Origin of the sequence: Ferrigenium straubiae, from assembly GCF_051257895.1 — a bacterium.
Taxonomy (GTDB): domain Bacteria; phylum Pseudomonadota; class Gammaproteobacteria; order Burkholderiales; family Gallionellaceae; genus Gallionella; species Gallionella straubiae.
The window spans coordinates 2,269,691-2,291,693 of sequence record NZ_CP194331.1; the positions used below are offsets into that span (position 1 = coordinate 2,269,691).

General features: G+C 57.1%; 21 protein-coding genes. 9 read left to right on the forward strand and 12 right to left on the reverse strand.

Annotated elements, in window-relative coordinates; all coding sequences use genetic code 11:
• The first annotated feature begins 5 nt into the window (after positions 1 to 5).
• From ACRRNM_RS11020 to ACRRNM_RS11030, 3 genes are all read left to right on the forward strand, one after another.
• Positions 6 to 1,625 carry an HD domain-containing phosphohydrolase gene (locus tag ACRRNM_RS11020; RefSeq protein WP_435628263.1) on the forward strand — a complete coding sequence of 540 codons (1,620 nt, stop codon included), beginning with the start codon at positions 6 to 8 and terminating at the stop codon, positions 1,623 to 1,625.
• A 244-nt stretch (positions 1,626 to 1,869) separates the two neighbouring features.
• The gene (locus tag ACRRNM_RS11025) at positions 1,870 to 2,346 is read left to right on the forward strand and encodes a pilin (RefSeq protein WP_435628264.1); all 477 of its coding nucleotides are present in this window, start codon (positions 1,870 to 1,872) and stop codon (positions 2,344 to 2,346) included.
• Between the two features lie 72 nt (positions 2,347 to 2,418).
• Complete coding sequence (locus ACRRNM_RS11030) at positions 2,419 to 4,062, forward strand: tetratricopeptide repeat protein (RefSeq protein WP_435628265.1); 1,644 nt, start codon at positions 2,419 to 2,421, stop codon at positions 4,060 to 4,062.
• 66 nt (positions 4,063 to 4,128) lie between these two features.
• On the opposite strand, the gene ACRRNM_RS11035 is transcribed toward ACRRNM_RS11030, so the two are convergent.
• Entirely contained in the window at positions 4,129 to 5,565 is a 1,437-nt protein-coding gene (locus ACRRNM_RS11035; RefSeq protein WP_435628266.1) for a beta-barrel assembly-enhancing protease, read from the reverse strand.
• A gap of 132 nt (positions 5,566 to 5,697) precedes the next feature.
• Here ACRRNM_RS11035 and ACRRNM_RS11040 point away from each other — a divergent pair, with 132 nt between their 5' ends.
• The 3 genes from ACRRNM_RS11040 to ACRRNM_RS11050 are packed head-to-tail and all read left to right on the forward strand — an operon-like array spanning position 5,698 to position 7,547.
• Positions 5,698 to 6,996, forward strand: coding sequence for a protein kinase domain-containing protein (locus ACRRNM_RS11040; RefSeq protein WP_435628267.1), 1,299 nt, complete (start codon positions 5,698 to 5,700; stop codon positions 6,994 to 6,996).
• A 3-nt stretch (positions 6,997 to 6,999) separates the two neighbouring features.
• On the forward strand, positions 7,000 to 7,317 hold the full coding sequence (locus ACRRNM_RS11045) for a rhodanese-like domain-containing protein (protein WP_435628268.1): 318 nt from the start codon (positions 7,000 to 7,002) through the stop codon (positions 7,315 to 7,317).
• The gene (locus tag ACRRNM_RS11050; protein WP_435628678.1) at positions 7,317 to 7,547 is read left to right on the forward strand and encodes a sulfurtransferase TusA family protein; all 231 of its coding nucleotides are present in this window, start codon (positions 7,317 to 7,319) and stop codon (positions 7,545 to 7,547) included. The genes ACRRNM_RS11045 and ACRRNM_RS11050 overlap by 1 nt, the downstream gene beginning before the upstream one ends.
• A 107-nt stretch (positions 7,548 to 7,654) precedes the next feature.
• On the opposite strand, the gene ACRRNM_RS11055 is transcribed toward ACRRNM_RS11050, so the two are convergent.
• The 4 genes from ACRRNM_RS11055 to ACRRNM_RS11070 form a co-directional block, all read right to left on the reverse strand.
• The gene (locus ACRRNM_RS11055; protein WP_435628269.1) at positions 7,655 to 10,486 is read right to left on the reverse strand and encodes a valine--tRNA ligase; all 2,832 of its coding nucleotides are present in this window, start codon (positions 10,484 to 10,486) and stop codon (positions 7,655 to 7,657) included.
• Positions 10,487 to 10,563: 77 nt separating this feature from the next.
• On the reverse strand, positions 10,564 to 10,932 hold the full coding sequence (locus ACRRNM_RS11060) for a hypothetical protein (protein WP_435628270.1): 369 nt from the start codon (positions 10,930 to 10,932) through the stop codon (positions 10,564 to 10,566).
• Positions 10,929 to 11,354: a DNA polymerase III subunit chi gene (locus ACRRNM_RS11065; RefSeq protein ID WP_435628271.1), complete on the reverse strand. Its 426-nt coding sequence runs from the start codon at positions 11,352 to 11,354 to the stop codon at positions 10,929 to 10,931. Before ACRRNM_RS11065 ends, ACRRNM_RS11060 begins: the two co-directional genes overlap by 4 nt.
• Positions 11,351 to 12,838: a leucyl aminopeptidase gene (locus tag ACRRNM_RS11070; RefSeq protein ID WP_435628272.1), complete on the reverse strand. Its 1,488-nt coding sequence runs from the start codon at positions 12,836 to 12,838 to the stop codon at positions 11,351 to 11,353. Before ACRRNM_RS11070 ends, ACRRNM_RS11065 begins: the two co-directional genes overlap by 4 nt.
• A 33-nt stretch (positions 12,839 to 12,871) precedes the next feature.
• Here ACRRNM_RS11070 and lptF point away from each other — a divergent pair, with 33 nt between their 5' ends.
• Together lptF and lptG are read left to right on the forward strand one after the other, a co-directional pair.
• A complete protein-coding gene (gene lptF / locus ACRRNM_RS11075) occupies positions 12,872 to 14,044 on the forward strand; it encodes an LPS export ABC transporter permease LptF (protein WP_435628273.1) in 1,173 nt (390 codons plus the stop codon).
• Positions 14,041 to 15,117 (forward strand): LPS export ABC transporter permease LptG, encoded by a 1,077-nt coding sequence (gene lptG, locus ACRRNM_RS11080; RefSeq protein ID WP_435628274.1) that lies wholly within the window; start codon positions 14,041 to 14,043, stop codon positions 15,115 to 15,117. The genes lptF and lptG overlap by 4 nt, the downstream gene beginning before the upstream one ends.
• A gap of 53 nt (positions 15,118 to 15,170) precedes the next feature.
• Here lptG and ACRRNM_RS11085 read toward each other — a convergent pair whose 3' ends face one another.
• The 5 genes from ACRRNM_RS11085 to ACRRNM_RS11105 form a co-directional block, all read right to left on the reverse strand.
• Complete coding sequence (locus ACRRNM_RS11085) at positions 15,171 to 15,539, reverse strand: DUF3106 domain-containing protein (protein WP_435628275.1); 369 nt, start codon at positions 15,537 to 15,539, stop codon at positions 15,171 to 15,173.
• Positions 15,540 to 15,602: 63 nt separating this feature from the next.
• Positions 15,603 to 15,971, reverse strand: a complete 369-nt coding sequence (locus tag ACRRNM_RS11090) for a DUF3619 family protein (protein WP_435628276.1) — start codon at positions 15,969 to 15,971, stop codon at positions 15,603 to 15,605.
• Positions 15,968 to 16,537, reverse strand: a complete 570-nt coding sequence (locus ACRRNM_RS11095) for an RNA polymerase sigma factor (protein WP_435628679.1) — start codon at positions 16,535 to 16,537, stop codon at positions 15,968 to 15,970. Before ACRRNM_RS11095 ends, ACRRNM_RS11090 begins: the two co-directional genes overlap by 4 nt.
• Positions 16,538 to 16,763: 226 nt before the next feature.
• A complete protein-coding gene (locus tag ACRRNM_RS11100) occupies positions 16,764 to 17,192 on the reverse strand; it encodes a hypothetical protein (RefSeq protein WP_435628277.1) in 429 nt (142 codons plus the stop codon).
• Positions 17,193 to 17,365: 173 nt separating this feature from the next.
• The gene (locus ACRRNM_RS11105; RefSeq protein ID WP_435628278.1) at positions 17,366 to 17,704 is read right to left on the reverse strand and encodes a c-type cytochrome; all 339 of its coding nucleotides are present in this window, start codon (positions 17,702 to 17,704) and stop codon (positions 17,366 to 17,368) included.
• A gap of 401 nt (positions 17,705 to 18,105) precedes the next feature.
• Here ACRRNM_RS11105 and nirK point away from each other — a divergent pair, with 401 nt between their 5' ends.
• A complete protein-coding gene (nirK, locus tag ACRRNM_RS11110) occupies positions 18,106 to 19,143 on the forward strand; it encodes a copper-containing nitrite reductase (RefSeq protein ID WP_435628279.1) in 1,038 nt (345 codons plus the stop codon).
• A gap of 242 nt (positions 19,144 to 19,385) precedes the next feature.
• Here the strand turns inward: nirK and ACRRNM_RS11115 are convergent, their stop codons facing one another.
• Both ACRRNM_RS11115 and ACRRNM_RS11120 read right to left on the reverse strand, forming a co-directional pair.
• Entirely contained in the window at positions 19,386 to 21,056 is a 1,671-nt protein-coding gene (locus ACRRNM_RS11115) for a cytochrome c3 family protein (protein WP_435628280.1), read from the reverse strand.
• 6 nt (positions 21,057 to 21,062) lie between these two features.
• A complete protein-coding gene (locus ACRRNM_RS11120; protein WP_435628281.1) occupies positions 21,063 to 21,989 on the reverse strand; it encodes a hypothetical protein in 927 nt (308 codons plus the stop codon).
• Positions 21,990 to 22,003: the final 14 nt, after the last annotated feature.

The following is a 22,003-nucleotide window of genomic DNA, read 5'->3' on the forward strand; positions in this document are numbered from 1 at the left end:
GCATCATGGATTCCACGGAGCACTTGCTGCATCGCCTCAAGGAACTCAACGAGATCGGCATCGCGCTGTCGCAGCAGCACAACATCAACAGCCTGCTGGAAACGATCCTGGAGGCGGCCAAGCGCATTACCAATGCCGATGCAGGCACACTTTATCTGCATGAGCCGGAGCAGCGCGTGTTGCGTTTCGAGATCATGCGCACCGATTCGTTGAACATCGCGATGGGCGGCACCAGTGGGGTGCCGATCACCTTCTACCCTATCCACCTCTATGACAAAGAGGACAAGCCCATCCACTCGATGGTGGTGACCCACTCGGCGCTCAGTGGCGAGACGGTCAACATCCCCGACGCCTATGCGGCGGAAGGCTACGATTTTTCCGGCACCAAGAAATTCGACGCCAAGACCGGCTACCGCTCGCAGTCCTTCCTGGCCGTGCCGATGCGCAACCACGAGAACGAGATCATCGGAGTGCTGCAACTCATCAACGCGCAGGACCGCGAGAGCGGAGCGGTCGTTCCGTTTTCGGGTGACGACCAGCAATTGCTGGAATCGCTCGCCTCGCAGGCCGCCATTGCGCTCACCAACCGCCGCCTGATCGAGCAACTGGAAGAGCTGTTCGAATCGTTCATTCAGCTCATCAACACCGCGATCGACGACAAATCCCCCTACACCGGCGGGCATTGCGCGCGCGTGCCGGTGCTGACCATGATGCTGGCCGAGGCGGTCAACCGCACCAGCAGCGGCCCGCTTGGGGATTTCGTGATGAGCGAGAAAGACCGGCATGAACTGAAAATTGCCGGCCTGCTGCACGACTGCGGCAAGATCACCACGCCGGTGCATGTGGTGGACAAGTCGACCAAGCTGCAGACCCTGTTTGACCGCATTCATCTGGTGGACACGCGCTTCGAGGTGCTCAAACGCGATGCGGAGGTCGCCATGCTGCGCACTCTCTCGGAAGGCAAAGGAAACGAGGAAGCCGTCCGTGCCGAATACGCGGCGCGCATCCGGCAGCTCGACGATGACCGGGAATTTCTGCGCTACTGCAACATCGGCGGCGAGGCCATGTCGGACGAGGCGCAGCAGCGCGTGCGACGGATTGCCGCCTACCAGTGGCGTGGCGTTGATGGAGAAACCGGAAATTTCCTGAGCGAGGACGAGGTCGAGAATCTTAACATCCGTGCAGGCACCTTGACTGCGGCGGAGCGCGAGATCATCAACCACCATATCGTCGTCACCATCAAGATGCTGGAGTCCCTGCCGTGGCCGAGACACCTCAAGAATGTCTCGGAATATGCCGGCGGCCATCACGAGCGCATGGATGGCAAGGGCTATCCGCGCGGGCTGACCCGTGAGCAGATGTCGGTACAGGCGCGCATGATGGGCATCGCCGATATTTTCGAGGCGCTCACCGCCAAAGACAGACCCTACAAGCTTGGCAAGACACTGACCGAGTCGCTGACCATACTCGGGAAACTCAAACTGGCCGGCCATATCGACCCAGACCTGTTCGACATCTTCATTCGCGAAAAAGTCTATCTTGATTACGCCAAACAGTTCCTGGCGCCCGAGCAGATCGACGACGTGGACTTGAGCGGGATTCCGGGTGTGAATCTGAACGCATAGGCACAAAAAATCCGCCAAATCTGCGAGGGTGGTTTGTGGCGAATCGAACGAGGCACGAATTAGTCGAGATATAACTGCCCAAAAATGTCAGTATGGTGACAAATTATCGACGATTGATGATAAGATTATAATATGGGTAAGCAATTAAAAATATTTAATAAACAATGTATTATTGTTTTGGCATGACTATTGCTGATTAAATGGCGACACACATTCTGGTGTGTTTTCCTAAGGAGACTCAAACATGAAACAAATTCAAAAAGGTTTTACCTTGATCGAATTGATGATCGTGGTGGCGATTATCGGCATTCTGGCTGCGGTGGCGATCCCTGCGTATCAGGACTACATCACCAAAGCCAAGGTATCCAAGGTGGCTGCAGCGGTAGAGTCCATCAAACTGGCTGTTGCTCAGTACGCCCAGGAGAACGGCGGAGCGGTATCCTTCGATGCAATCGATGCATGGACCTCGATCGGAACAGGCACTCCAAGCACCACCACCGAAGTGACCAGCATCCAGATGGGTACCAACGGTGTCATCATCGCGAACGTTCCCGCTTCCGTTGCGGGCACCGCATGTAACATCCGTTTCACGCCTACCTTCGGCACGACAGCTACGACTTGGGCTGCAACGACTACTACGGGTGCGGTCGGCGGAGCAACGCCAACCAATAATACGGCTTGCCCGACTGTAGTTCAAAACATCATTGCTAAATGGATCTGATTCTCTGTGTAGTGATTTAGGAACAGATGGCCCCTCTCCGGAGGGGCATTTTTTTGGCGAAGAGGAGTGGGGATGATTTTGCGGCGAGGTGAGGGAGCATCGTTCGGGTGGCTCCGTCCCGCAGTGTTGTTGTTACTTGCGGGAGTGCTCTATCTGCCATTCCTGGGTAATCCTCTTATCTTCGATGACCTTGGCCTGTTCGGGCCGATCGGATCGCATGCCGGGTTGGGCACGCTCCTCAATCTGCGCGGCCTGCCCTACTTCACGTTCGGTGCGACATGGGTCTTCTTCGGGGAGAGTCTCCCCGTATACAGGGTGCAGAACTTGTTGCTGCATACCCTGAATACTTGGTTGGTATGGCGGTTGTTGATTCTATGGGGCGAACTGTTCCTGAAAGACGTAGGATACCGGGCCAGATTTTCGGTCGGCGCTTTTGGGGCTGCCGCCATCTTTGCAGTTCATCCTCTCGCAGTGTATGGGGCGGGATATCTGGTTCAGCGTAGCATCCTCATGGCGACCCTGTTCACCTTGCTCATGCAACTGGCCTATCTTCGCGGCATCACCGAACACAACAAGAGGTACCTAGTGCTGGCGGTCCTGGCCTATCTCTTCTCGGTGTTCAGTAAAGAGCACAGCCTGATGGCGCCTGCGATCCTTCTGCCGTTGACTTGGCTGCTGAGAGGAAGGAATGAGCATTCGCTGCGTGCCCTATCCTTCACTTGGATGGGGTTCTTCTTTGTCGCGCTGCTGGTGGTGTTACGCATAAAGGGTATTTTGGGTCAGCCTTACGAGCCTGATGCGACCCCTTTATTCTTGAAGCTGGCACTGCCGGCGGATGTGCAGCAACTTCACTTGTTGAGCGTGCTCACGCAGTCGGGACTGTTCTTTAAGTATGCTTTCCTCATGTTGATACCCAATCCCGTGTGGATGTCGATCGACATGCGGGAGGTGTTCATGCTGACGTGGAAGGAGTGGGCTAGCTGGGTGGGGTTAACGGCGTTTGTTGCATACGGAGTGTTTGCACTGAGGAGCCTGCTGAAGGGAGGGAGATTGGGGCTGCTTGGTTTGGCGCTGCTTTATCCCTGGTGTCATTTCATGGTGGAGTTCTCCAGTATCCGCGTACAGGAGGTGTTCGTCCTGTATCGGGCGTATCTGTGGTTGCCCGGTTATATGTTGATTTTTGCCCTGCTGTTAAGTGCATTGTCTGTCCGGAGGCAGGCCATTCTTTGCGGCTTGGCTGTGCTGGTGATGATTCCGTTGGCGTGGGACCGGTTGCAGGTCTTTTCGGAGGAGTTCAGAGTCTGGGACGATGCGGCCCGGTTGCTTCACGGTGAAGACAGGCTTGGTTCAGCACGTATCTATTACGGGAGGGCGCGAGCTTCCGCGGCCAATAAGAACTGGGAATCGGCAATCGAGGACTATAAGAAGGCGCTTTCTATCGATCCAACAAAAGCTCAAATCGCAATGGCGTTGTCGTCAGCTTATTTTGGCGCCGGGAGATATCCTGAGGCGTTGGCCGAGATAGACAGGGTGATCGAGACCGATCCGGATAATCCCAAAGCGCATTACAACAAAGGAGTTCTCTACAGGAAGCTGGGCGATCCAAGAGCCGCTGGAGAGATGCAAAAAAGTTGCGATCTTGGTGCCGTGGTGGCTTGTGCGACCGTTGTTTTCACTAATATTAAAAAACAACACATTGATCCAATGAAGAAATAAATATTCAGAAACCGCAGGGACACGGTTTTCACCTCCCCATCCCGACAAAGCGTTATTGCCAATCGGTTACTTTTTACCAGGCGCTCCCAACATTTCGCGCAATTCCCGCAAATCACTTTCTATCATTGAAAGCTGGTAGAAGCTTCCGCCCACCTGTTTCGCCAGTTCAAGTTGATCGATCGCGGCGTAGAGGTTGCCCTGCCAGGCGTAGCTGTAGGCCTGCGCCTGGTGTTGCTCGAAGCGCTTGCCGAGCATGGCGTAACTGCGCGCCTGCAGGTCATATAGCGTCGTATCGCTGGGGTGGCGGGTGAGCTGTTCGGTGAGCAGCTTGACGGCGGTTTCCGCCTGGTTGCTGTTCAGCAGCAGGTCGGCATAGTCGTAAATCAGGGCGCGGTGCTGAGGGAAAGTTTGTACGGCAGCCCGGTAAAATGCCAAAGCGGAGGCATCATTTTTTTCGGTGCGCTTCACCTGGCCGGTGAGGGTTTCTACCATCGGGTTCTGCCTGGCCATCGGATCACTCTGGATCTGTTTGTGCAATGCCGCCAGTTCTTCGGCGGCGCGGCCGGTTTCGTTGTTGCGCAGCAATGCGCTTACCAGACCATAGCGTTGCGCAATCGGGTTGCCGTGTTTCTGTGCGCCCAGCGCGTCGCTGAAATAGGCGATGGCATCCGGCGCAGTCTTTTGCGCAGCGATAAGCTTCGCGCGCACCAGCTGGAAATCCAGGCTGTCCGGGATCAGGCGGTAAGGCTGTTTCTGAACGCGGTTCCCGATGTCGGCGACGCGCTCGCTGGTGATCGGGTGGGTGCGCAGGTAGCTTGGTGCATTCCCCTCCAGCAGGCGGGTGGCTTTCTGCAGCCGGTCCAGGAATTCCGGCATGGCGTGGATGCTGAAGTTCGACTTTTGCAGAATCTCCAAACCGATGCGGTCTGCTTCCTCTTCATGGGCGCGGGTGTAATCCAGTTGTTTCTGGATGGCGCGCGCCTGCATGCCGGCAAGCGCCGCCTGGGAGGCTTGCGAGTTGCTGCGCGCGGCGAGAATGGCGATGGCGATCGCGGCCATCGAGGCCAGGCTGTCGCCTTGCTGTCCGGCCACCATGCGCGCCAGGTGGTGTTGCGTGACATGGGCAATTTCGTGGCTGAGCACCGCAGCCAGTTCAGATTCGCTCTGGGCGGTCAGCAGCAAACCGCTGTTTACGCCGATGAAACCGCCCGGGAGCGCGAAGGCGTTGATGTTGTAATCGGCGAGCGCAAAGAACTCGAAGCCCAGGCTGGGCTCGGCGCTGTTTTCGACCAGCTTCTGGCCTAGCCGGTTGAGGTAATCATTGATTTCCGGGTCGTCGAGATATTGCTTGCCGGCGCGGATCTGCATCACGCTTTGCTGGCCGATCTGGCGCTCCTGCAGCGGGGTGAGGATGGTCTGCGAGACATCGCCCAGGTCGGGCAGGCCTTCGCCCATGGCGCAGGGCGAAAAACACAGCAACAGCAGCGGAATCAGTTTTCTCATGATTACTATGATAGTTGTTTTTGCTTCCGGTTCACACCTCTCGGGGAACAGGGTATTGCGGCAGAGCGTCTCGGGATGGACAGTGCGGCGCAAAGCACGCAGAATTGCGCTGTTTCCGGCCAAACGATGCGAATGGACAAGATCGGCAAATACGAAATCGAGCGCGAACTCGGCAGCGGGGCGACCAGCACCGTGTATCTGGCCACAGATACCTTCAGCAGGCAGCAGGTTGCCATCAAGCTGTTCGACCTGGAGAGCCTGCGCGACCCAGCCAGCGCCAAGGTCTACCGCAAGCTGCTGATGACGGAAGCCTCGCTGGCGGGCAAGCTGTCCCACCCGCATATCGCGAAGATCCTCGATGCGGTGATGGAGGGCGATCTCAATTACATGGTGATGGAATACGTCGAGGGCAGCACGCTCGAGCGGTACGCCGAGGTGGACAACCTGCTGCCGATCAGCGCGATCGCGGAAATCACCTACAAATGCTGCAAGGCGCTCGAATACGCGCAGTATCAGGGGGTAATCCACCGCGACATCAAGCCGGCCAACATCCTCCTGCAGGGCGAAACCAATATCAAGATTTCCGATTTCGGCGCGGCGGTCATCCAGAACCAGCAGACCACCCAGGTCAGCGGGGTGGGCTCGCCGGCCTATATGTCGCCCGAGCAGGTCAAGGAATTGCCGCTGACGCACCAGACCGATATCTATTCGCTGGGTGTGGTGATGTACAAGCTGCTCACCGGCAAGCTGCCCTTCGATGCGAGCAACAACTTCAGCATGATTTACCAGATACTCAACATCGAGCCGCCGCCGCCCAGCGTGTTCCGCCCGGAAGTGCCAGAGGAGCTGGATGCGATCGTGTGGCGCGCCATGGAGAAGGATACGGCCAGGCGCTATCAGGCCTGGGATGAATTTGCGCGCGATCTGGTCGGGTTTTTCAGCCATGTGACGGCAGTGCGGGAAGAGATCTTCGATACCGAAAAATTCGACACCCTGCGCGGCCTCGCATTCTTCAAAAATTTCAGCGACGTGGAACTTTGGGAGGTGTTGCGCATCAGTGACTGGCGCAGAGTTCAGGAAGCGGAATATATCCTGCACGATGGCGAAAGCGGGCGCGCCTTTTACATCCTGGCGCAGGGTACGGTGCGCGTGGTCAAGCAGGGCAGGCTGTTGAGTTTGCTGCATCGCGGCGACTGTTTCGGCGAAATGGCGCACCTCTCCGAGCATGAATTTGTACGCAGCACCGACGTGATCGCCAAGAGCGATACGGTGCTGATCGAAATCAACCCGGACGTGCTGGTGCGCGCTTCGACGGGATGTCGCTTCCAGTTCGGCGATGCATTTTTGCGCATGCTGGTAAGGCGGCTTGCGGTGGCGAACAAGCGCATCTCGCATCTGCTGGCGGATCAGGATCAAACAGAAAGGGAATAGGCAATGTCAGGTTTCAAAAACATCAGCGTCGCCGAGCTCGAAGCGATGCTGCAGCAGGGCAAGGTGCACTTGGTGGATGTGCGCACCGATGCGGAAGTGGCGCGCGGCAAAATCCCGCAGGGCATATCCCTGCCGCTGCATCTTTTGCCGATGCGGCTCGGCGAGGTGGATAAGACCAGGCCCACGGTGTTCTACTGCCAGATGGGCGGGCGCTCGGCGCAGGCCGCTGCCTTTGCCGCCGCGAATGGTTTTTTCGACGTGTACAACCTGCAGGGCGGTATCGCCGCCTGGATGCAGGCCGGTTTGCCGGTGGGGGCGTGATGGAATTCGATATGGAACTGGATGCGCGCAAGCTGAGCTGTCCGCTGCCCATCCTGCGCACCAAGAAATCCCTGTCGCAGCTGAGCGGCGGGCAGGTGCTCAGGGTGCTGGCGACCGATCCGGAATCGCCCAAGGACTTTGTGGTGTTCTGCCGCCAGACCGGCAACGAACTCCTGTCCTCGACCGAAGAGAACGGCGAATTTACGTTCCTGATCCGCCGCCGCGCTTAAGTTTCAAAAACGACTATCCACGAAAAACACGAAGGGCACGAAAGCATCACGCCGGTGATTGGTTTTTATTTCGTGAGTTTCGTGTTTTTCGTGGACTGATTAGTCCACTAACCAAGCTTATTCCGCTGTGCCTGCAGTTGCTCCAGCGTCGCGCCAAAACCCTCCATGCGCTTGCGTTCCTGCTCCACCACGGCGGCGGGCGCGCGATCTACGAAGCTGGCGTTGGACAGCTTGGCTTTCGCTTTTTCTACTTCGCCCTGCAGGCGCGCGATCTCCTTGTCCAGCCGTTCGCGTTCCGCCGCAACGTCGATCTCGATCTTGAGCATGAGGCGGAAATCGCCGGCGATCTGTACCGGAGCGTCTGAATCGGGCAGGGCATCTCCCGTCGCGGATACTTCGGAAAGTCTTGCCAGCGCCGCGAGATAAGGCGCGTAGGCTTCGATCGTATTTTTGTCACCGGCGGCAGCCAGCGGCACCTTCTGCGCCGGCGAAAGATTCATCTCGCCGCGCAGGCTGCGGCAGGCGTTGACCATGGCCTTCAGCGTCGCCACCCACGCCTCGGATTTTTCGTCGCAGCGCGCCAGGTCGGCGCGCGGATAGGCCTGCAGCATGATGCTCTCGCCGCTGCGCCCTGCGACCGGAGCGACCTTCTGCCAGAGCTCCTCGGTGATGAACGGGATCAGCGGATGGGCGAGGCGCAGGGTGGTCTCCAGCGCGCGCACCAGCGTGCGCCGCGTGGCGCGCTGCTGCGCCTCGCTGCCATTCTGCATCTGCACCTTGGCGAGTTCCACGTACCAGTCGCAGTATTCGTCCCAGACGAACTCGTAGATTGCCTTGGCCAGCAGGTCGAAACGGTAGTCGGCATAATGCCTCACCACCTCGTCCTCGACGCGCTGCAGCAGGCTGGTGATCCAGCGGTCGGCTGCAGAGAAATCAAGATAACCGCTGTGACAGGATTCCTTACCGTGCGGCTCCAGCCCGCAGTCCTTGCCCTCGCAGTTCATCAGCACGAAGCGCGTGGCGTTCCACAGCTTGTTGCAGAAGTTGCGGTAACCCTCGCAGCGCTGCATGTCGAATTTGATGTCGCGCCCCGGCGAGGCGAGGCTGGCGAAGGTGAAACGCAGGGCATCGGTGCCGAACGCGGGGATGCCGTTCGGGTATTCCTTGCGTGTGCGTTTCTCGATCTGTTCCGCCTGTTTCGGGTTCATCAGGCCGCTGGTGCGCTTCTTCACCAGGTCTTCGAGGCCGATGCCGTCGATCAGGTCGATCGGGTCGAGCACGTTGCCCTTGGACTTGGACATCTTCTGCCCTTCCGCGTCGCGGATCAGGCCATGCACGTACACATCCCGGAACGGAATCTTGCCGGTGATGTGTTTGGTCATCATCACCATGCGCGCAACCCAGAAAAAGATGATGTCGAAGCCGGTGACCAGCACCGAGGAGGGCAGGTATTGCTGCACGAACGGGTTCTGTGCGTTGAACGGTTTTCCCTCTTCCCAGCCCAGCGTGGAGAACGGCCATAGTGCGGAGGAGAACCAGGTATCGAGCACGTCCGGGTCGCGCATGAGCATGCCGGCGTAGCCCGCGTTGTCTGCCAGATGGCGCGCTTCGGCTTCATCGCGCGCGACGAACACCTCGCCGTTCACGCCGTACCACGCGGGAATCTGATGCCCCCACCAGAGTTGGCGCGAAATGCACCAGTCCTGGATGTTGTTGAGCCACTGGTTGTAGGTGTTGACCCAGTTTTCGGGGTGGAACCTGATCTCGCCGCTGGCGACGCATTCCAGCGCCTGTTCGGTGATGCTCTTACCCTCTTTACCCGGCTTGCTCATCGCGACGAACCACTGGTCGGTGAGCATCGGCTCGATCACCACGCCGGTGCGGTCGCCGCGCGGCACCTTGAGTCTGTGTTTCTCGGCCTTTTCGAACAGACCGTCTGCTTCGAGGTCGGTAACGATAGCTTTGCGTGCGTTGAATCGATCCATGCCGCGATATTTCGCCGGGGCGTGGTCGTTGATCTTCGCATCCAGTGTGAGTATGGAGATCATCGGAAGCGCATGGCGCTGCCCCACCGCATAGTCGTTGAAGTCATGCGCGGGCGTGACCTTGACCACGCCGGTGCCGAATTCCTTATCCACGTATTCGTCCGCGATGATCGGGATGTCGCGCCCGCACAGCGGCAGCGTGATCTGTTTGCCGATCAGATGCTGGTAGCGCTCGTCTTCGGGATGCACCATCACCGCGACGTCGCCGAGCATGGTCTCGGGGCGGGTGGTGGCGATGGTCAGGTGCGTGAGGCCCTTCACGCCGTCCGGCTCGGCGAGCGGGTAGCGGATATGCCACATGAAGCCGTCTTCCTCTTCCTGTGCCACTTCGAGGTCGGAGACGGCGGTGTGCAGCTTCGGGTCCCAGTTCACCAGGCGCTTGCCGCGATAGATCAGGCCTTCGTTGTACAGGCGCACGAAGGTCTCGGTGACGGTCTTGTTCAGGCCGGGATCCATCGTGAAGCGCTCGCGCGACCAGTCGGGTGAGGTGCCGAGGCGGCGCATCTGCCGGGTGATGGTGCTGCCGGAGTATTCCTTCCACTCCCAGACCTTCTCGATGAACTTCTCGCGGCCGAGGTCGTGGCGCGAGATGCCCTGCGCGTCGAGCTGGCGTTCGACGACGATCTGCGTGGCGATGCCCGCATGGTCGGTGCCGGGCTGCCACAGCGTGTTGTCGCCGCGCATGCGGTGGTAGCGCGTCAGCGCATCCATCAGGGTCTGGTTGAAGCCGTGCCCCATGTGCAGCGTGCCCGTCACGTTGGGCGGCGGCAGCTGGATGCAAAAATTGTCTGTTTTGTTGGGGTCAAGCCCGGCCTTGAAGTAGCCGGAGGATTCCCACTTGGGATACCAGCGGGATTCGATGTCTTTTGGTTCAAAACTTTTGGCGAGTTCCATGGTGTTAGGCTTCGGTGCTGCGGGAAAGGGCAGGATTATACAGGCAGTCGCGGCTCGCCCGCAGCCGGTCGATATTCTTAACTGTGGCTGTCCGAGTCGCTCAGCGCGTCGCGCAGTAGTTGGGGGAGTTCGGCCTTGAGCTCATCGACCGCCTGCTCGACGGCCTGGCGCTGCAGTTGTTCGAGCTGGAGGCTGAGTTTGTGGGTCAACGCGTTTTCCAGGTGTGCTTCGAGCCGCTGCAACAGCCGCTGCATTTCTTCGTCCGGGATGCATGAGGCGGGGGCGGATACTTCGGCAGCGGGTGTTTCCAGATCGGGCTCGGGCTGTGCTTCGGCGACGATCTCGGTGAGGGTCGGCAGATCGTCCGGTAGCGGTTCGTCCGCTACCTGGGTCAGCAGGGGCAGATTGTCCGGCAGGCTGTCGCCGGGCTGTCTGATGGAGGTCATGGTGCTTTGGACAGGTCGATATGGCTCAGTTCGTAGCCGCGGTCGCGATAGAACTTGAAGCGTTCGCGTCCGAGGCGGCTGCCCTCGGCATCGTGACTCACGATCTCGATGACGCGCTCGAAGCGGCTGAAGAACGGCACGCATTCGTCATGCAGGCTGATCAGCAGGTCGTAATGGGGAAAGCTGCCGTTGCCGCTGTTCAGCACGACGGGCATCTGCCCGGCTTCGGCGGCATCGCTGCGGCAATGCGGGATGAAGGCCGTCGCGGGATAGTGCCAGAGCAGCTTGTCCAGCGCGTCGGCGGTCGCCGGGTCGTGCGCGCTGATGATCGTGCGCACACCGCTCTGCATCGCCTTGTGGCTCAACTGGCAGGCGGTGCGCAGCTTGTCGGTGGAGCCGGTGTAGAAATCGACCTTGGTCATTGTTTCGCCGATTGCGCGCGCCGGATCAGGTACTGCGTGAGCAGCGGCACCGGGCGGCCGGTCGCGCCCTTGTCCTTGCCGGACTTGTGCGCCGTACCCGCAATGTCCAGGTGCGCCCAGCGGTAGTCCTTGGTGAAGCGCGACAGGAAGCAGGCGGCGGTGATGGTGCCGCCGGCGCGTCCGCCGATGTTTTGCATGTCGGCGAAGTTGCTGTCGAGCAGCGGCTGGTAGTCGTCCCACAGCGGCAGTTGCCAGGCGCGGTCGTGCGCGTATTCGCCCGCCTCGAGCAGTTCCTTCGCGAGCCTGTCCTCGTTGCTGAACAGGCCGCTGGCAACGTTGCCCAGCGCGATAACGCAGGCGCCGGTGAGGGTGGCTATGTCGATCACGGTGTCGGGGTCGAACTTCGCCGAGTAGGTGAGCGCGTCGCACAGGATGAGGCGGCCTTCAGCATCGGTGTTGAGTATCTCGATGGTCTGCCCGGACATGGAGGTGACGATGTCGCCCGGCTTGGTGGCCGTGCCGCTGGGCAGGTTCTCGCAAGTCGGGATCACGCCGACGACATTCAGCTTCAGCCCCATCTCGGCGATCGCCTGCATCGTGCCGAGCACGCTGGCCGCGCCGCACATGTCGTATTTCATCTCGTCCATCTCGGCGCCCGGCTTGAGCGAGATGCCGCCGGAATCGAAGGTGATGCCCTTGCCGACCAGTACGACAGGCTTCTGTTTCTTGCCGGCGCCGTGGTATTCGAGCGTGATCAGCTTGGCGGGTTGTTCGCTGCCGCGCGTGACCGAAAGGAAGGAGCCCATGCCCAGCTTCTGCATGTCTTTCTCTTCCAGCACGGTCGCCTTGAGCTTGTGCTTTTTCGCGAGGGCCCTGGCCTGTTCGGCGAGGTAGGTCGGCGTGCAGATGTTGCCCGGCAGGTTGCCCAGGTCCTTGGTCAGCTTCATGCCGTGCGCGACAGCGGCGGCCTGGTCGAGGGCCTGTTGCGCCGCAGCGTTCGGTTTCGCGGAACAGCACAGCGTGATCTTGCGCAGGGCGGACGCGTCGGCGGGCCTGCTCTTGAGCCGGTCGCTGCGGTAGGCGGATTCGGCGGCGAGCAGCACGGCCTGCCTGATCTTCCAGGCTTCGTCGCGGTCTTTCACGGCGAGGTCGGTGAGGTACAGCGCGGCATCCTTGCAGGCGGTCTTTTTCAGCGCGCCGAAGGCGGCCTGCAGCGCATCGAGGAATTGCCTGGCGCCGAATTCGGCAGCCTTGCCGAGGCCGACCAGCAACACGCGCTCGGCGGCGGCGACATCGTGCAGCATCAGCGCGCTGCCGGCCTTGCCGTCCATGTCGCCGTGCGCGATGAGGTCGCTCAGGCGATGCGCCGCAGCCTTGTCGAGAGCCTGCGCCGCCGGCGAGAGTTTTCCGCCTTCGTATACGCCAACCACCACGCAGCCGCTGCGCTGCTTCTCCGGACTGCCTTGTTTTATGCTAAATTCCACGCGTTGCTCCCTATAGTAAAGACCTGCATCTCAATGCCCGATTATCCGCAAACTTCCCGCATAAAGTCAAAGCCGGCGCGCACCGGGCTTTTTCAGCGCGCCCTGATAGGCGAGCTTGCCAGCAACGGGCTGCTGGTGTTTGCGGTGCTGCTGGGCATCGTGGTGATAAGCCAGCTGATACGCCTGCTGGGCGAGGCGGTCAGCGGCTTGATCGCGGTGGATGGCGTGCTGGCGCTGCTGGGCTTCAGCGCCATGAACTATCTCCCGGTGCTGCTTTCAATCAGCCTGTTCGTTTCCATCATCCTCACGCTGTCGCGCTGTTACCGCGACAGTGAGATGGTGGTGTGGTTCTGCTGCGGAGCCGGGCTGGGGCGCTGGATACGCCCGGTGATGCTGTATGCCTTGCCGGTGGTCGGGGTGATCGCCCTGCTCAGCCTGGTGCTGTCGCCATGGGCGCTGCAGAAGGCCGATGAATTCAAGAAAAAGCTGGAAAGCCGCGACGATGTGGCTGCCGCGACCCCGGGGTCGTTCCGAGAATCGAAACAGGCCGACCGGGTGTATTTTGTCGAGAACATGTACCCCGGGTCGAATCGCGTCAGCAATGTCTTCGTGCGCTCGGAGCAGAACGGCAAGCTCGGCACGATGGTCGCGCGGCAGGGGGTGCAGGAAACCTTGCCGAACGGGGACCGCTTCCTGGTATTGCTCAACGGCACGCGCTATGAAGGCGTGCCCGGCCAGCGCGACTACAGCATCGTCGAGTTCGAGCGCTATGCGATACGCATTGACAGTGCGCCACCCAAGCTGGCAGAGCCTTGGGCGCGCACCATGCCGACAGTGGAACTATGGCGCAACCGCACGACTTGGGATATTGCCGAACTGGAATGGCGGGTAGGGCTGCCGATCAGTGCCTTGATCCTCGCCCTGTTGGCGATCCCCTTGGGCCACGTCAATCCGCGCGCCGGCCGTTCGCTCAACCTGGTGCTTGCGATCGTGCTGTATATGCTCTACAACAATATGATCAGCGTGACCAATGCGTGGGTCGGGCAGGGCAAGTTGTCGCCTGGCGTCGGGCTGTGGGGTATCCATACGGTGATGCTGGTGATAACGGCACTGATGTTTTATCGCCGCATGACATTGTTTTCGCTGCGCAGGGTAATGGCGAAAAAGAGCCAGCCTTCCTCCGATGAACTCGGGGTAAAAGCATGAACCTGCTGACGCGTTATCTCGGCCGCGAAATCTACCTCAGCATTGCACTGGTGTTTGCAGGGCTCATCATGCTGTTCGCCTTTCTGGATTTGATCCATGAACTGAATATCATGGGGCAGGGGCAGTACCATCTGGGGTATGTACTGCTGTTCGTGATCCTGACCATCCCCGGCCATGTTTACGAACTGTTCCCGGTGGCGGTGCTGGTGGGCACGATTTTCGCGCTGGTGCAGATGGCGGCCAGTTCGGAGCTGACCGTTTATCGCTCGTCCGGAGCGTCGCTGTGGCAGATGATAGGCGCGCTGTTCAGGATTGCGCTGCCGCTGGTGGTGCTGAGTTTTATCTGCAGCGAATTCATCGCCCCGCCGAGCGAGCGGATGGCGCAGCAATTGCGCCTGAAGGCGCAGAATGCGCAGGTCTCGCTCAAGGAGTTCCGCTCCGGCGTATGGGTCAAGGATGACCGCAGCTTCGTAAATGTTAAGAGCGTGATGCCGGATACCAGTCTGCTGAACATCGACATTTACCGTTTCGACGACACCTATCACCTCGAGGCGATCACCCATGCCAAGCGTGCCAACTTTCTCGAAGAGGGGCGCTGGCAACTCGAGGAGGTGATGGAGACCCGCTTCGGCAAACAGGGAACTGCTATTGTTACAGTTCCCAGCCAGGAATGGCGTTCGGCGCTGAATCCGGGCATCCTGAGCGTGCTGCTGGTGGTGCCGGAGCAAATGTCCACCTACGGCCTGTACCAATACACCAGCCACCTGAAGGATAACCGCCAGAAAAGCACGCGCTACGAAATTGCGATGTGGAACAAGCTGGTTTATCCATTTGCATTAATGGTAATGATGCTGCTGGCGCTGCCGTTTGCGTCCTACCACCGGCGTGCGGGCGGGATAGGCGCGATGGTATTCATGGGCATCGTGCTCGGCCTGGTGTTTCATTTCGTCGGGCGGCTGTTCGCCAACCTGGGCGCGCTTAATGACTGGCAGCCATTCGCCAGCGCTACTGCGATGACGGGCCTATTCCTGTTGCTGGGGATGCTGATGCTGTGGTGGACCGAGCGGCGCTGACGGGCGTCGAAAAACTGCCAATCCCGGTCGCAAGCGATGTTCTTCAATCCCCGTCAATTGCCGCCGGAGGGTGGTGATGCAGCCGGGATGCCGCTGGCAGATTGCAGGGACTTTGCTTTCTGATCCTGCTTGATCATCTGCTTCACCTGCTCGCGTTTTTCCGCCGGCACCTTGCTGAAGGCGCGGTATTTTTCGCGGGCGGCGTTGCGTTGTTCAGGAGTGAGCTTACTCCATACCTCAAGGCGGTCGCGGAAGCGTTTCTTCTGTTCGGGAGTGAGATTCGGGTAGCGCTTGGCTGTTTTGAGCAGGCGGTGCTGCTGCTGCTCGGGCAGGCTATCCCACTGCTGCGACAAGGGGGCGAGGGCTTCATGTTGCAGGGGAGTGAGCGAGTGCCACGGTGTCGTTGCTGCGCTGGCAGGCATGCCGGTCAAGCCCAGCAACAAGAAAGCAATGATTAGTGGATTTCGCATGGATCGGAACAAGAATTAATCGACGAAGACTTCCAACGGCAGATCGTCGGTCAGGATGGCGGTATCCAGATGAGCAAGGTCATTCTCATGAGCGTGATGCCAATAGCTTATACCGCCGAAAAATATCGCCACAAGAATGATGATCATTGCCATCCACTGATGGGCGGAATGCGGCAATAGCCAGCGCATGCCGTGACCTGTGCTTAGCGCGAAAACCGGTTTGCCCTGCGACTGCCTCTCCAGCGCAACATTGCGTACCCGGCGCAGTGCGGAGGCGGTGTTGTCATCAAGCTGCTGGGCGGCACGCGTAAGCAACTGCGCAATACGCTGCGGAGCGATGTCCCGGGAATCATTTTTTTTTGGTGAATTGGTATTTGTATTCATGGCAGTTGGATCCCTTTTTTGTTGAGAGATGCGGCCAGCGCATGTACCGCGCGCGAACAGTGGGTTTTTACGCTTCCTTCGGTGCACCCCATCGCTGCGGCAGTTTCTGCCGTGTCCAGACCCTCCCAATAACGCAGCAGGAAGGCTTCACGTTGACGTGGCGGGAGTTGGCATAGCGATTCTTCAATCAGCGCGATGACCTGGGATTGCTGGAGGGAATCCTCCGGCGCAGCAGGGGCGCTCAGGTTCTCTTCATCTCTCAGGTTGTCGAGCGGATCATATTCAGTCTCTTCATTTTTTGGGGTGAACGAGGAAAACAGGGTTGTCCAGGCATTTTTGACTTTTTGCCTGCGGTAATAGTCGTGTATGGTGTTTTGCAGGATACGTTGAAACAACAGCGGCAACTCCGCGGTCGGCTTGCCGCCGTATTTCTCGGCGAGTTTGATCATCGCGTCCTGTACGATATCCAACGCGGAGTGTTCATCGCGCACGGCATATAACGCCTGCTTGTATGCGCGGCGTTCTACCATACTGAGAAATTGGGATAATTCGGTGCGGCTGGCCAGTTTGGTCGCTCCTTTCCGCGAGCGCGAATGGTAGCAAATTTTTGACGGCCAGCTTGAAAAAACTGCTGAAATAGACTCTGTCCACCGGGGGCTGGAAGGCATGAGTCTGAACCAGATGAGCATAGGGCGCTGGTACTACCGGATTGTGTGCGAATAATGCCAGCTTCAAAGCGGCTTCAGGGCGGCGGTACGATACAAACATCCCCGGCTTTGCCGGGGATGTTTGTTAATGATGATGTTTGTGGGCGTTTGGGTCGGGGGCGGTTATGGGTGCTTCTGAAACTTCCTTGAATAGCGCGTTCCATTTCTTGTTGAATTCCCCAAAGGTTGCCTGTCCGTTGTACAGCTCCGGCACAATGCTCAAAAAGAGTATATGCAGATCGACCGAGCGCTTGATTGGCTTGCTATTGACGCATAGCGATCTGGCATCGATCCAGTCGGCTATGGCCCGTTGTTGCTGTTCATTTGGGTTTGTCCTGTCATCCAGCATTTGAGGGCTTGTCACATCCTGCCCATCAAGCGCCACTTGTCTTGCAATCGAGGAAAATCGGACATCCTTTTCCAGTTTTTTCAGGCATTGCGAAGGCTCATTCTGGGTTTCCGCAAGGGAGTAACCGGAAACAAGCATAAGAACGGCCAGTAGTGTGATCCTCATAATACTTTTCTCCTTGAAGCATGGAATGTGTCTCGCGCAATTTGATTGCGCTGCCCATGGTTTGTTTCCAGAGCCTGAGTTTTAAGTGAGTCAGGTTTGTAGAGCATCATAAAAAAGCCAGCTCGAAGCTGGCTTTTAAGATAAAACCACTCAAAAAAAGGGTTTTGCTGGAATTACTTGAACGACAAGATGAAATCTACGATTGCACCGATATTTTCGTCGCTCATAGCACCTTTTTGTGGAGGCATCGGGTTATCACCCCATGCGCCTTTGGTTCCATTTATGATTCTTTTAGTCAAGTCTTCTTTCGCGGTAGCAACACCAGCGTACTTCCGCCCAATATCCTGAAAAGCTGGCCCGTATCCCTCGTAGTCCACGGCATGGCAACCCTTGCATACAGATTTTGCAAATGCCAGCTTCCCTGCTTCCACATCGGCAGCGCTTGCCTGACCGGCAAACATCAACGCTGCTGTAGCCGCTGCGATACCCACCCAAGATGCTTTCACTTTCATGACAATCTCTCCAAAGAAATTATTTTATTAAATACACCCCACACTCAGGGAGTAGGCATCCTAGCATGAGCAGAATGGCTTGAAAATCCCTTTTCCTGATATTGCTCGTAGATGCCTTAACGCCCGGAAATAAACTAATGTTGACAACTCATCGAGAATTTCTTTTTCCCCTCTTGACGGTAATGTTCTCTTTAGGCATGATGCGACAAAATGCCGCAGCAAAATAATTAAAAATACATAGCGTTTTTTCTGCAACAGAGGTTTGATTTTGTGGTGTTTGTGCTTACCCATTTTGTTGGTGTTTGCTGGCTGATGGGGCGGTGCGTGTGTTGTAGTAGTTGTAGCATTGCAGTGTGTAGTAGTTTGTTTTTAATAACCAATGAAACGGGAGAGGAATCATCATGAAAGTAAAAGGAATCATAGGGGCATTGTCTCTGGGTCTGTTGGCATTCGGCACATCGGCATCGTGGGCTGCAGATGTAGCTGCTACTGCTCCAGTATCGGTAGCCGGTGCTGTAGATATTCACCAGGATCCGACCGCTGTGGGTACGCCGGTAGGCAAGCGTGAACCGACAACACTTAAAATGGCTCTGGAAGCCGTGGAACTGGAAGGGATCCTCGATCCGGCCAAGAAAACCACATTCACTTACTGGACCTATAACAGCAAGGTGCCTGGCCCGATGCTGCGCGCCCGCGTAGGTGACACGGTTGAAATTACCTTGAGCAACAGGAAAGATAGCACAGTCACGCACAACGTTGACCTGCATGCAGTCTGGGGTCAAGGCGGCGGTGCTGCAGCGACCGTTGTTGCTCCTGGCGAAACCAAGTCGTTCGTCTTCAAGGCTATGAACCCCGGCCTGTATGTGTACCACTGCGCTACCCCCATTATTCCGCAGCATATCTCCAGCGGCATGTATGGCCTGATCCTGATCGAACCGGCTGGCGGCCTGCCGAAGGTTGACAAGGAATTCTACATGATGCAGGGTGAGATCTATACTGACGGCGCCGCCACCGGTCACCGCGCATTCGACGTGCCCAGCATGCTGGCCGAGCACCCGACCGATGTCGTGATCAACGGTTCCCGCATGGCCTTGGCCAACAGCCCGATGAAGGTCAAGGTGGGCGACAACGTCCGCGTGTTCTTCGGCGTTGGCGGTCCTAACCTGACTTCGGCCTACCATGCGATCGGCACCGTGTTTGACAAGGTCTGGAACGAAGGCACCACCGGCGCTCCGCTGCAGAACGTGCAAACTACTGTAGTACCTCCTGGTGGTTCTGCAATGGTGGAATTCAAGGCGCGCGTTCCGGCCAAATACATCTTCGTTGACCATGCGCTCTCCCGTTTTGCCAAGGGTAACGCAGCCATCATGATCGCAGAAGGTGACGAGCAGCCTAACGTTTTCCGTACCGGCAAGCTGGAAGATGCAAAGAAGAAATAAACTTTAACCGCTCCTCGCTGTAAGACGAGCGTAAACATGAAAGAGCAAGGCTTAACCGCCTTGCTCTTTTTTTGCCCGATTTGCCGGCTATTCATGCAAGCGTTTTTTCTGCTGTTTTGTAATAAATGTTGTTATTGCTTCGGTGCCGCTTGGATCACACAGGATATGGAGACTTGATGCAAGATATGCCCCCCATGGGCATCACATACCATAGCGGGTTGGAGGTGTCGGCGCAGATCGGTTTACTGGTCAGCCTGACGGCTATGTATGCTTTCATTGTGGAATCTATGGCAGTTATCGCAGCTGCTATTGATCCGGTTTTTTGCCTGCTTATTTCCCCCATGGCATTCACGGCATTTTTCAATTTCAGGAATCGCCACATCCGAACTCTTCTCAGAGAGTGTTTTGTCGTGGCACTCGGTACATTTTGCCGTACTATGTTTTGCATGGGTAAAGCGTGAGTTGCGCAGCCAGTGGCTCGTTATGGTCACGGGCGTAACTTTCCATGGAATATCCTTGTCATCGGCAATATGCGTGATTTCGTGGCACTCTCCACAATCGCTGTCCGGCTTGAACAAAATCTCTGCATTTGCATGGGCATTGCGCCTGGCGCAATCTAACGCACGTTCCAGTTGATTCTTGCCCGCCACGTCCCCGGTGCCGCACTGAAATTTTTCACCTGCAGCTATTTTGCTGATTGCCGCAGTTGCGTAATACTCGCGCAGGGCGACCATGAGTTTTTTCTCTGATCCGTGGGGTAGTTGACGCTTAGATACGGGAGGCTTGAAGTTCAGCGCATGGCATCGGGATTGTTGACAGTTCTTTTCCATGGAAATTGGCCTGAAGCGTGCACCATCCGTATCCAGCTGGTGACAATCACGGCATTCCAGCACCGTGTCGCCCTCAGGGCTGGAAATGCCTTCCTTGTCGAGATGAACTTTATGCGAAAACTTTAACCCCGATTTTTCGATGAGTTTGGCTTTGTCCTTCTGTGGAATACGTACCACATCACTGTCTTTGTGTCCCGTTTTAAAAGTCAGGCTGAATGCGGGGTGATCCTTGCTGAAGTCGCGGATGTTTGCCAGTCTGGTTTTGTCGTTCTTCTCCTTGATTTTTGCATGACATGCTACACATTGTGCGTTCAGAGTTCCCTGCCCGGATTCCCCTCTGTGCTCATGGTGGCATTCTCCGCAACGCATGTCTTTGAACGCGTTTGTGTGCAGCGCCTTGTCTTTGATATGTCTTGCCGCCGCTTTGTGGCAGTTCTCACACGCTTTGTCAGGCACCGCTTCAAATGGCGTCTGGTGGCATGAGTCGCATTTTGCGCTAATCAGCTGGTGCCCCCGGGACATCTCGCCCAATTGCCAGGATTTCTTAAGCCACGCCTGTGAGCTGGGCACCCATTTAGGTAGCGTAGGGCTCGATGCAGGGATCATGGGGAGTATCAGGAAAGCAAGCGCAATTGCACCGGCCAGCCAGAGCGTGGGCTTGCGTTTTGACAATCCGGTTCTGGATAAAGTGATAGGCGCCTGCTTTGCTGAAATATGTACATGGTCGTCCGGTAGCGGGACAACCTCCTCTATTGAGAGCGCCAGGTCGTAATTATCATTGGGCGTTTCAACAACAAGTTCGTAGGGGCCGACAAGAACATGTGTGCCCGGTGTAAATTCGGCACTCGACCTGGACGAGCCGTTAATGAAAATATCTGCACCTTCTTCTGCATCAATAAATAACTTCCCTTCATCGGAGCGGCGAATGGCTGCATGGTGAAGGTTGACCCTGTGGTCGGAAAGGGAAATTTGGCATTCAGCGGCGCGTCCGATCTGAATGACTTCGCCAGTGGCCAAGGACTCCTTGCGGACAGTTTGACCGCTCGGGTTGCGTGAAATCTGGGCAAGCAGGCAACGAATCATTGACGGTTACCAGTAATAGAATATGGCGATAACATGCACGATGAGTACTGTTAGAAATGCAACCGAAAGCGGGGCATGCAAGTAAAGCCAGAAATCCAGCCGGGCTCTGTACATTACATCCCGCCGTGCTTTCTTTACCAGAGACTCCTTGTGTGCCATGACCGAATAAAGATCATCGAAGGATTTTAGCTGATCATATTTCAGGCTTTTGCCCAGCACATGCAACTGTTGTACGGCCCTGATAGTCGGGCAGTTGCGCTGGAATGCCGTCAGTTGCTCGATAAAATTACCGCCGATACGGGTTTCTTGCCGAGCCTTAAGCACAATCGCGCAGATATCATCGGAAAACTGAAGGGACTTAACGCTCGCCTGTTTATCAAGGCTGTCAATTTCGCGCAGCAGAGCATCAAATGTGCCCACTTCACCCATATTGGCCGTCATCAAGCGTGGAAAGCGCAGATAAGCGTAGATACCGTAGCAGCCGCTGATGATTACAATCATCATCAATACATAGGCAGAAGTGTGGATGTTCCACCCGAACTGAAAACCGGTATGCAGCGTAGCCAGTACAATGAGCGCTATTCCAAGGTAGGTGTGAGCAGAAAGCCAGCCCTGAAGTGTTGCACCCTGGTGCCGTAGCTGATTCCCAGCATGTTTTCGGCGGTCTGAAGCGCCATGCTGTAGCAATGAGGCATTGGATAAGTTTCGCCGCTCGGTGCGTATGGGCGCAAAGCGCCTGCGAACCCCGTACAGAACCAGCGCCACAACAATTAATGCCGACAAAATCCCGAGCAAGTAACCCAGCCAGGAGCCTCCATAAGCGCCCATTGCGGGCTGATGGAATAAATAAGCCAATATGGCAGCAATCATCAGCAGCACGGAGATTTTAAAATACCGATAATTTTTATACTCCAGTAGGGTGTCGCGCTGCATGTTGCGGATTCCTC

What these genes read in the sequence shown, in the direction of transcription:
- ACRRNM_RS11115 (WP_435628280.1), bottom strand. Translation starts at nt 21,056, where the DNA reads ATGATTCGTTGCCTGCTTGCCCAGATTTCACGCAACCCGAGCGGTCAA.
- ACRRNM_RS11050 (WP_435628678.1), top strand. Translation starts at nt 7,317, where the DNA reads ATGGAATTCGATATGGAACTGGATGCGCGCAAGCTGAGCTGTCCGCTG.
- ACRRNM_RS11025 (WP_435628264.1), top strand. Translation starts at nt 1,870, where the DNA reads ATGAAACAAATTCAAAAAGGTTTTACCTTGATCGAATTGATGATCGTG.
- ACRRNM_RS11020 (WP_435628263.1), top strand. Translation starts at nt 6, where the DNA reads ATGGATTCCACGGAGCACTTGCTGCATCGCCTCAAGGAACTCAACGAG.
- nirK (WP_435628279.1), top strand. Translation starts at nt 18,106, where the DNA reads ATGAAAGTAAAAGGAATCATAGGGGCATTGTCTCTGGGTCTGTTGGCA.
- ACRRNM_RS11065 (WP_435628271.1), bottom strand. Translation starts at nt 11,354, where the DNA reads ATGACCAAGGTCGATTTCTACACCGGCTCCACCGACAAGCTGCGCACC.
- ACRRNM_RS11060 (WP_435628270.1), bottom strand. Translation starts at nt 10,932, where the DNA reads ATGACCTCCATCAGACAGCCCGGCGACAGCCTGCCGGACAATCTGCCC.
- ACRRNM_RS11045 (WP_435628268.1), top strand. Translation starts at nt 7,000, where the DNA reads ATGTCAGGTTTCAAAAACATCAGCGTCGCCGAGCTCGAAGCGATGCTG.
- ACRRNM_RS11105 (WP_435628278.1), bottom strand. Translation starts at nt 17,704, where the DNA reads ATGAAAGTGAAAGCATCTTGGGTGGGTATCGCAGCGGCTACAGCAGCG.
- ACRRNM_RS11120 (WP_435628281.1), bottom strand. Translation starts at nt 21,989, where the DNA reads ATGCAGCGCGACACCCTACTGGAGTATAAAAATTATCGGTATTTTAAA.
- ACRRNM_RS11040 (WP_435628267.1), top strand. Translation starts at nt 5,698, where the DNA reads ATGGACAAGATCGGCAAATACGAAATCGAGCGCGAACTCGGCAGCGGG.
- ACRRNM_RS11100 (WP_435628277.1), bottom strand. Translation starts at nt 17,192, where the DNA reads ATGAGGATCACACTACTGGCCGTTCTTATGCTTGTTTCCGGTTACTCC.
- ACRRNM_RS11030 (WP_435628265.1), top strand. Translation starts at nt 2,419, where the DNA reads ATGATTTTGCGGCGAGGTGAGGGAGCATCGTTCGGGTGGCTCCGTCCC.
- ACRRNM_RS11035 (WP_435628266.1), bottom strand. Translation starts at nt 5,565, where the DNA reads ATGAGAAAACTGATTCCGCTGCTGTTGCTGTGTTTTTCGCCCTGCGCC.
- ACRRNM_RS11090 (WP_435628276.1), bottom strand. Translation starts at nt 15,971, where the DNA reads ATGAATACAAATACCAATTCACCAAAAAAAAATGATTCCCGGGACATC.
- ACRRNM_RS11055 (WP_435628269.1), bottom strand. Translation starts at nt 10,486, where the DNA reads ATGGAACTCGCCAAAAGTTTTGAACCAAAAGACATCGAATCCCGCTGG.
- lptF (WP_435628273.1), top strand. Translation starts at nt 12,872, where the DNA reads ATGCCCGATTATCCGCAAACTTCCCGCATAAAGTCAAAGCCGGCGCGC.
- lptG (WP_435628274.1), top strand. Translation starts at nt 14,041, where the DNA reads ATGAACCTGCTGACGCGTTATCTCGGCCGCGAAATCTACCTCAGCATT.
- ACRRNM_RS11085 (WP_435628275.1), bottom strand. Translation starts at nt 15,539, where the DNA reads ATGCCTGCCAGCGCAGCAACGACACCGTGGCACTCGCTCACTCCCCTG.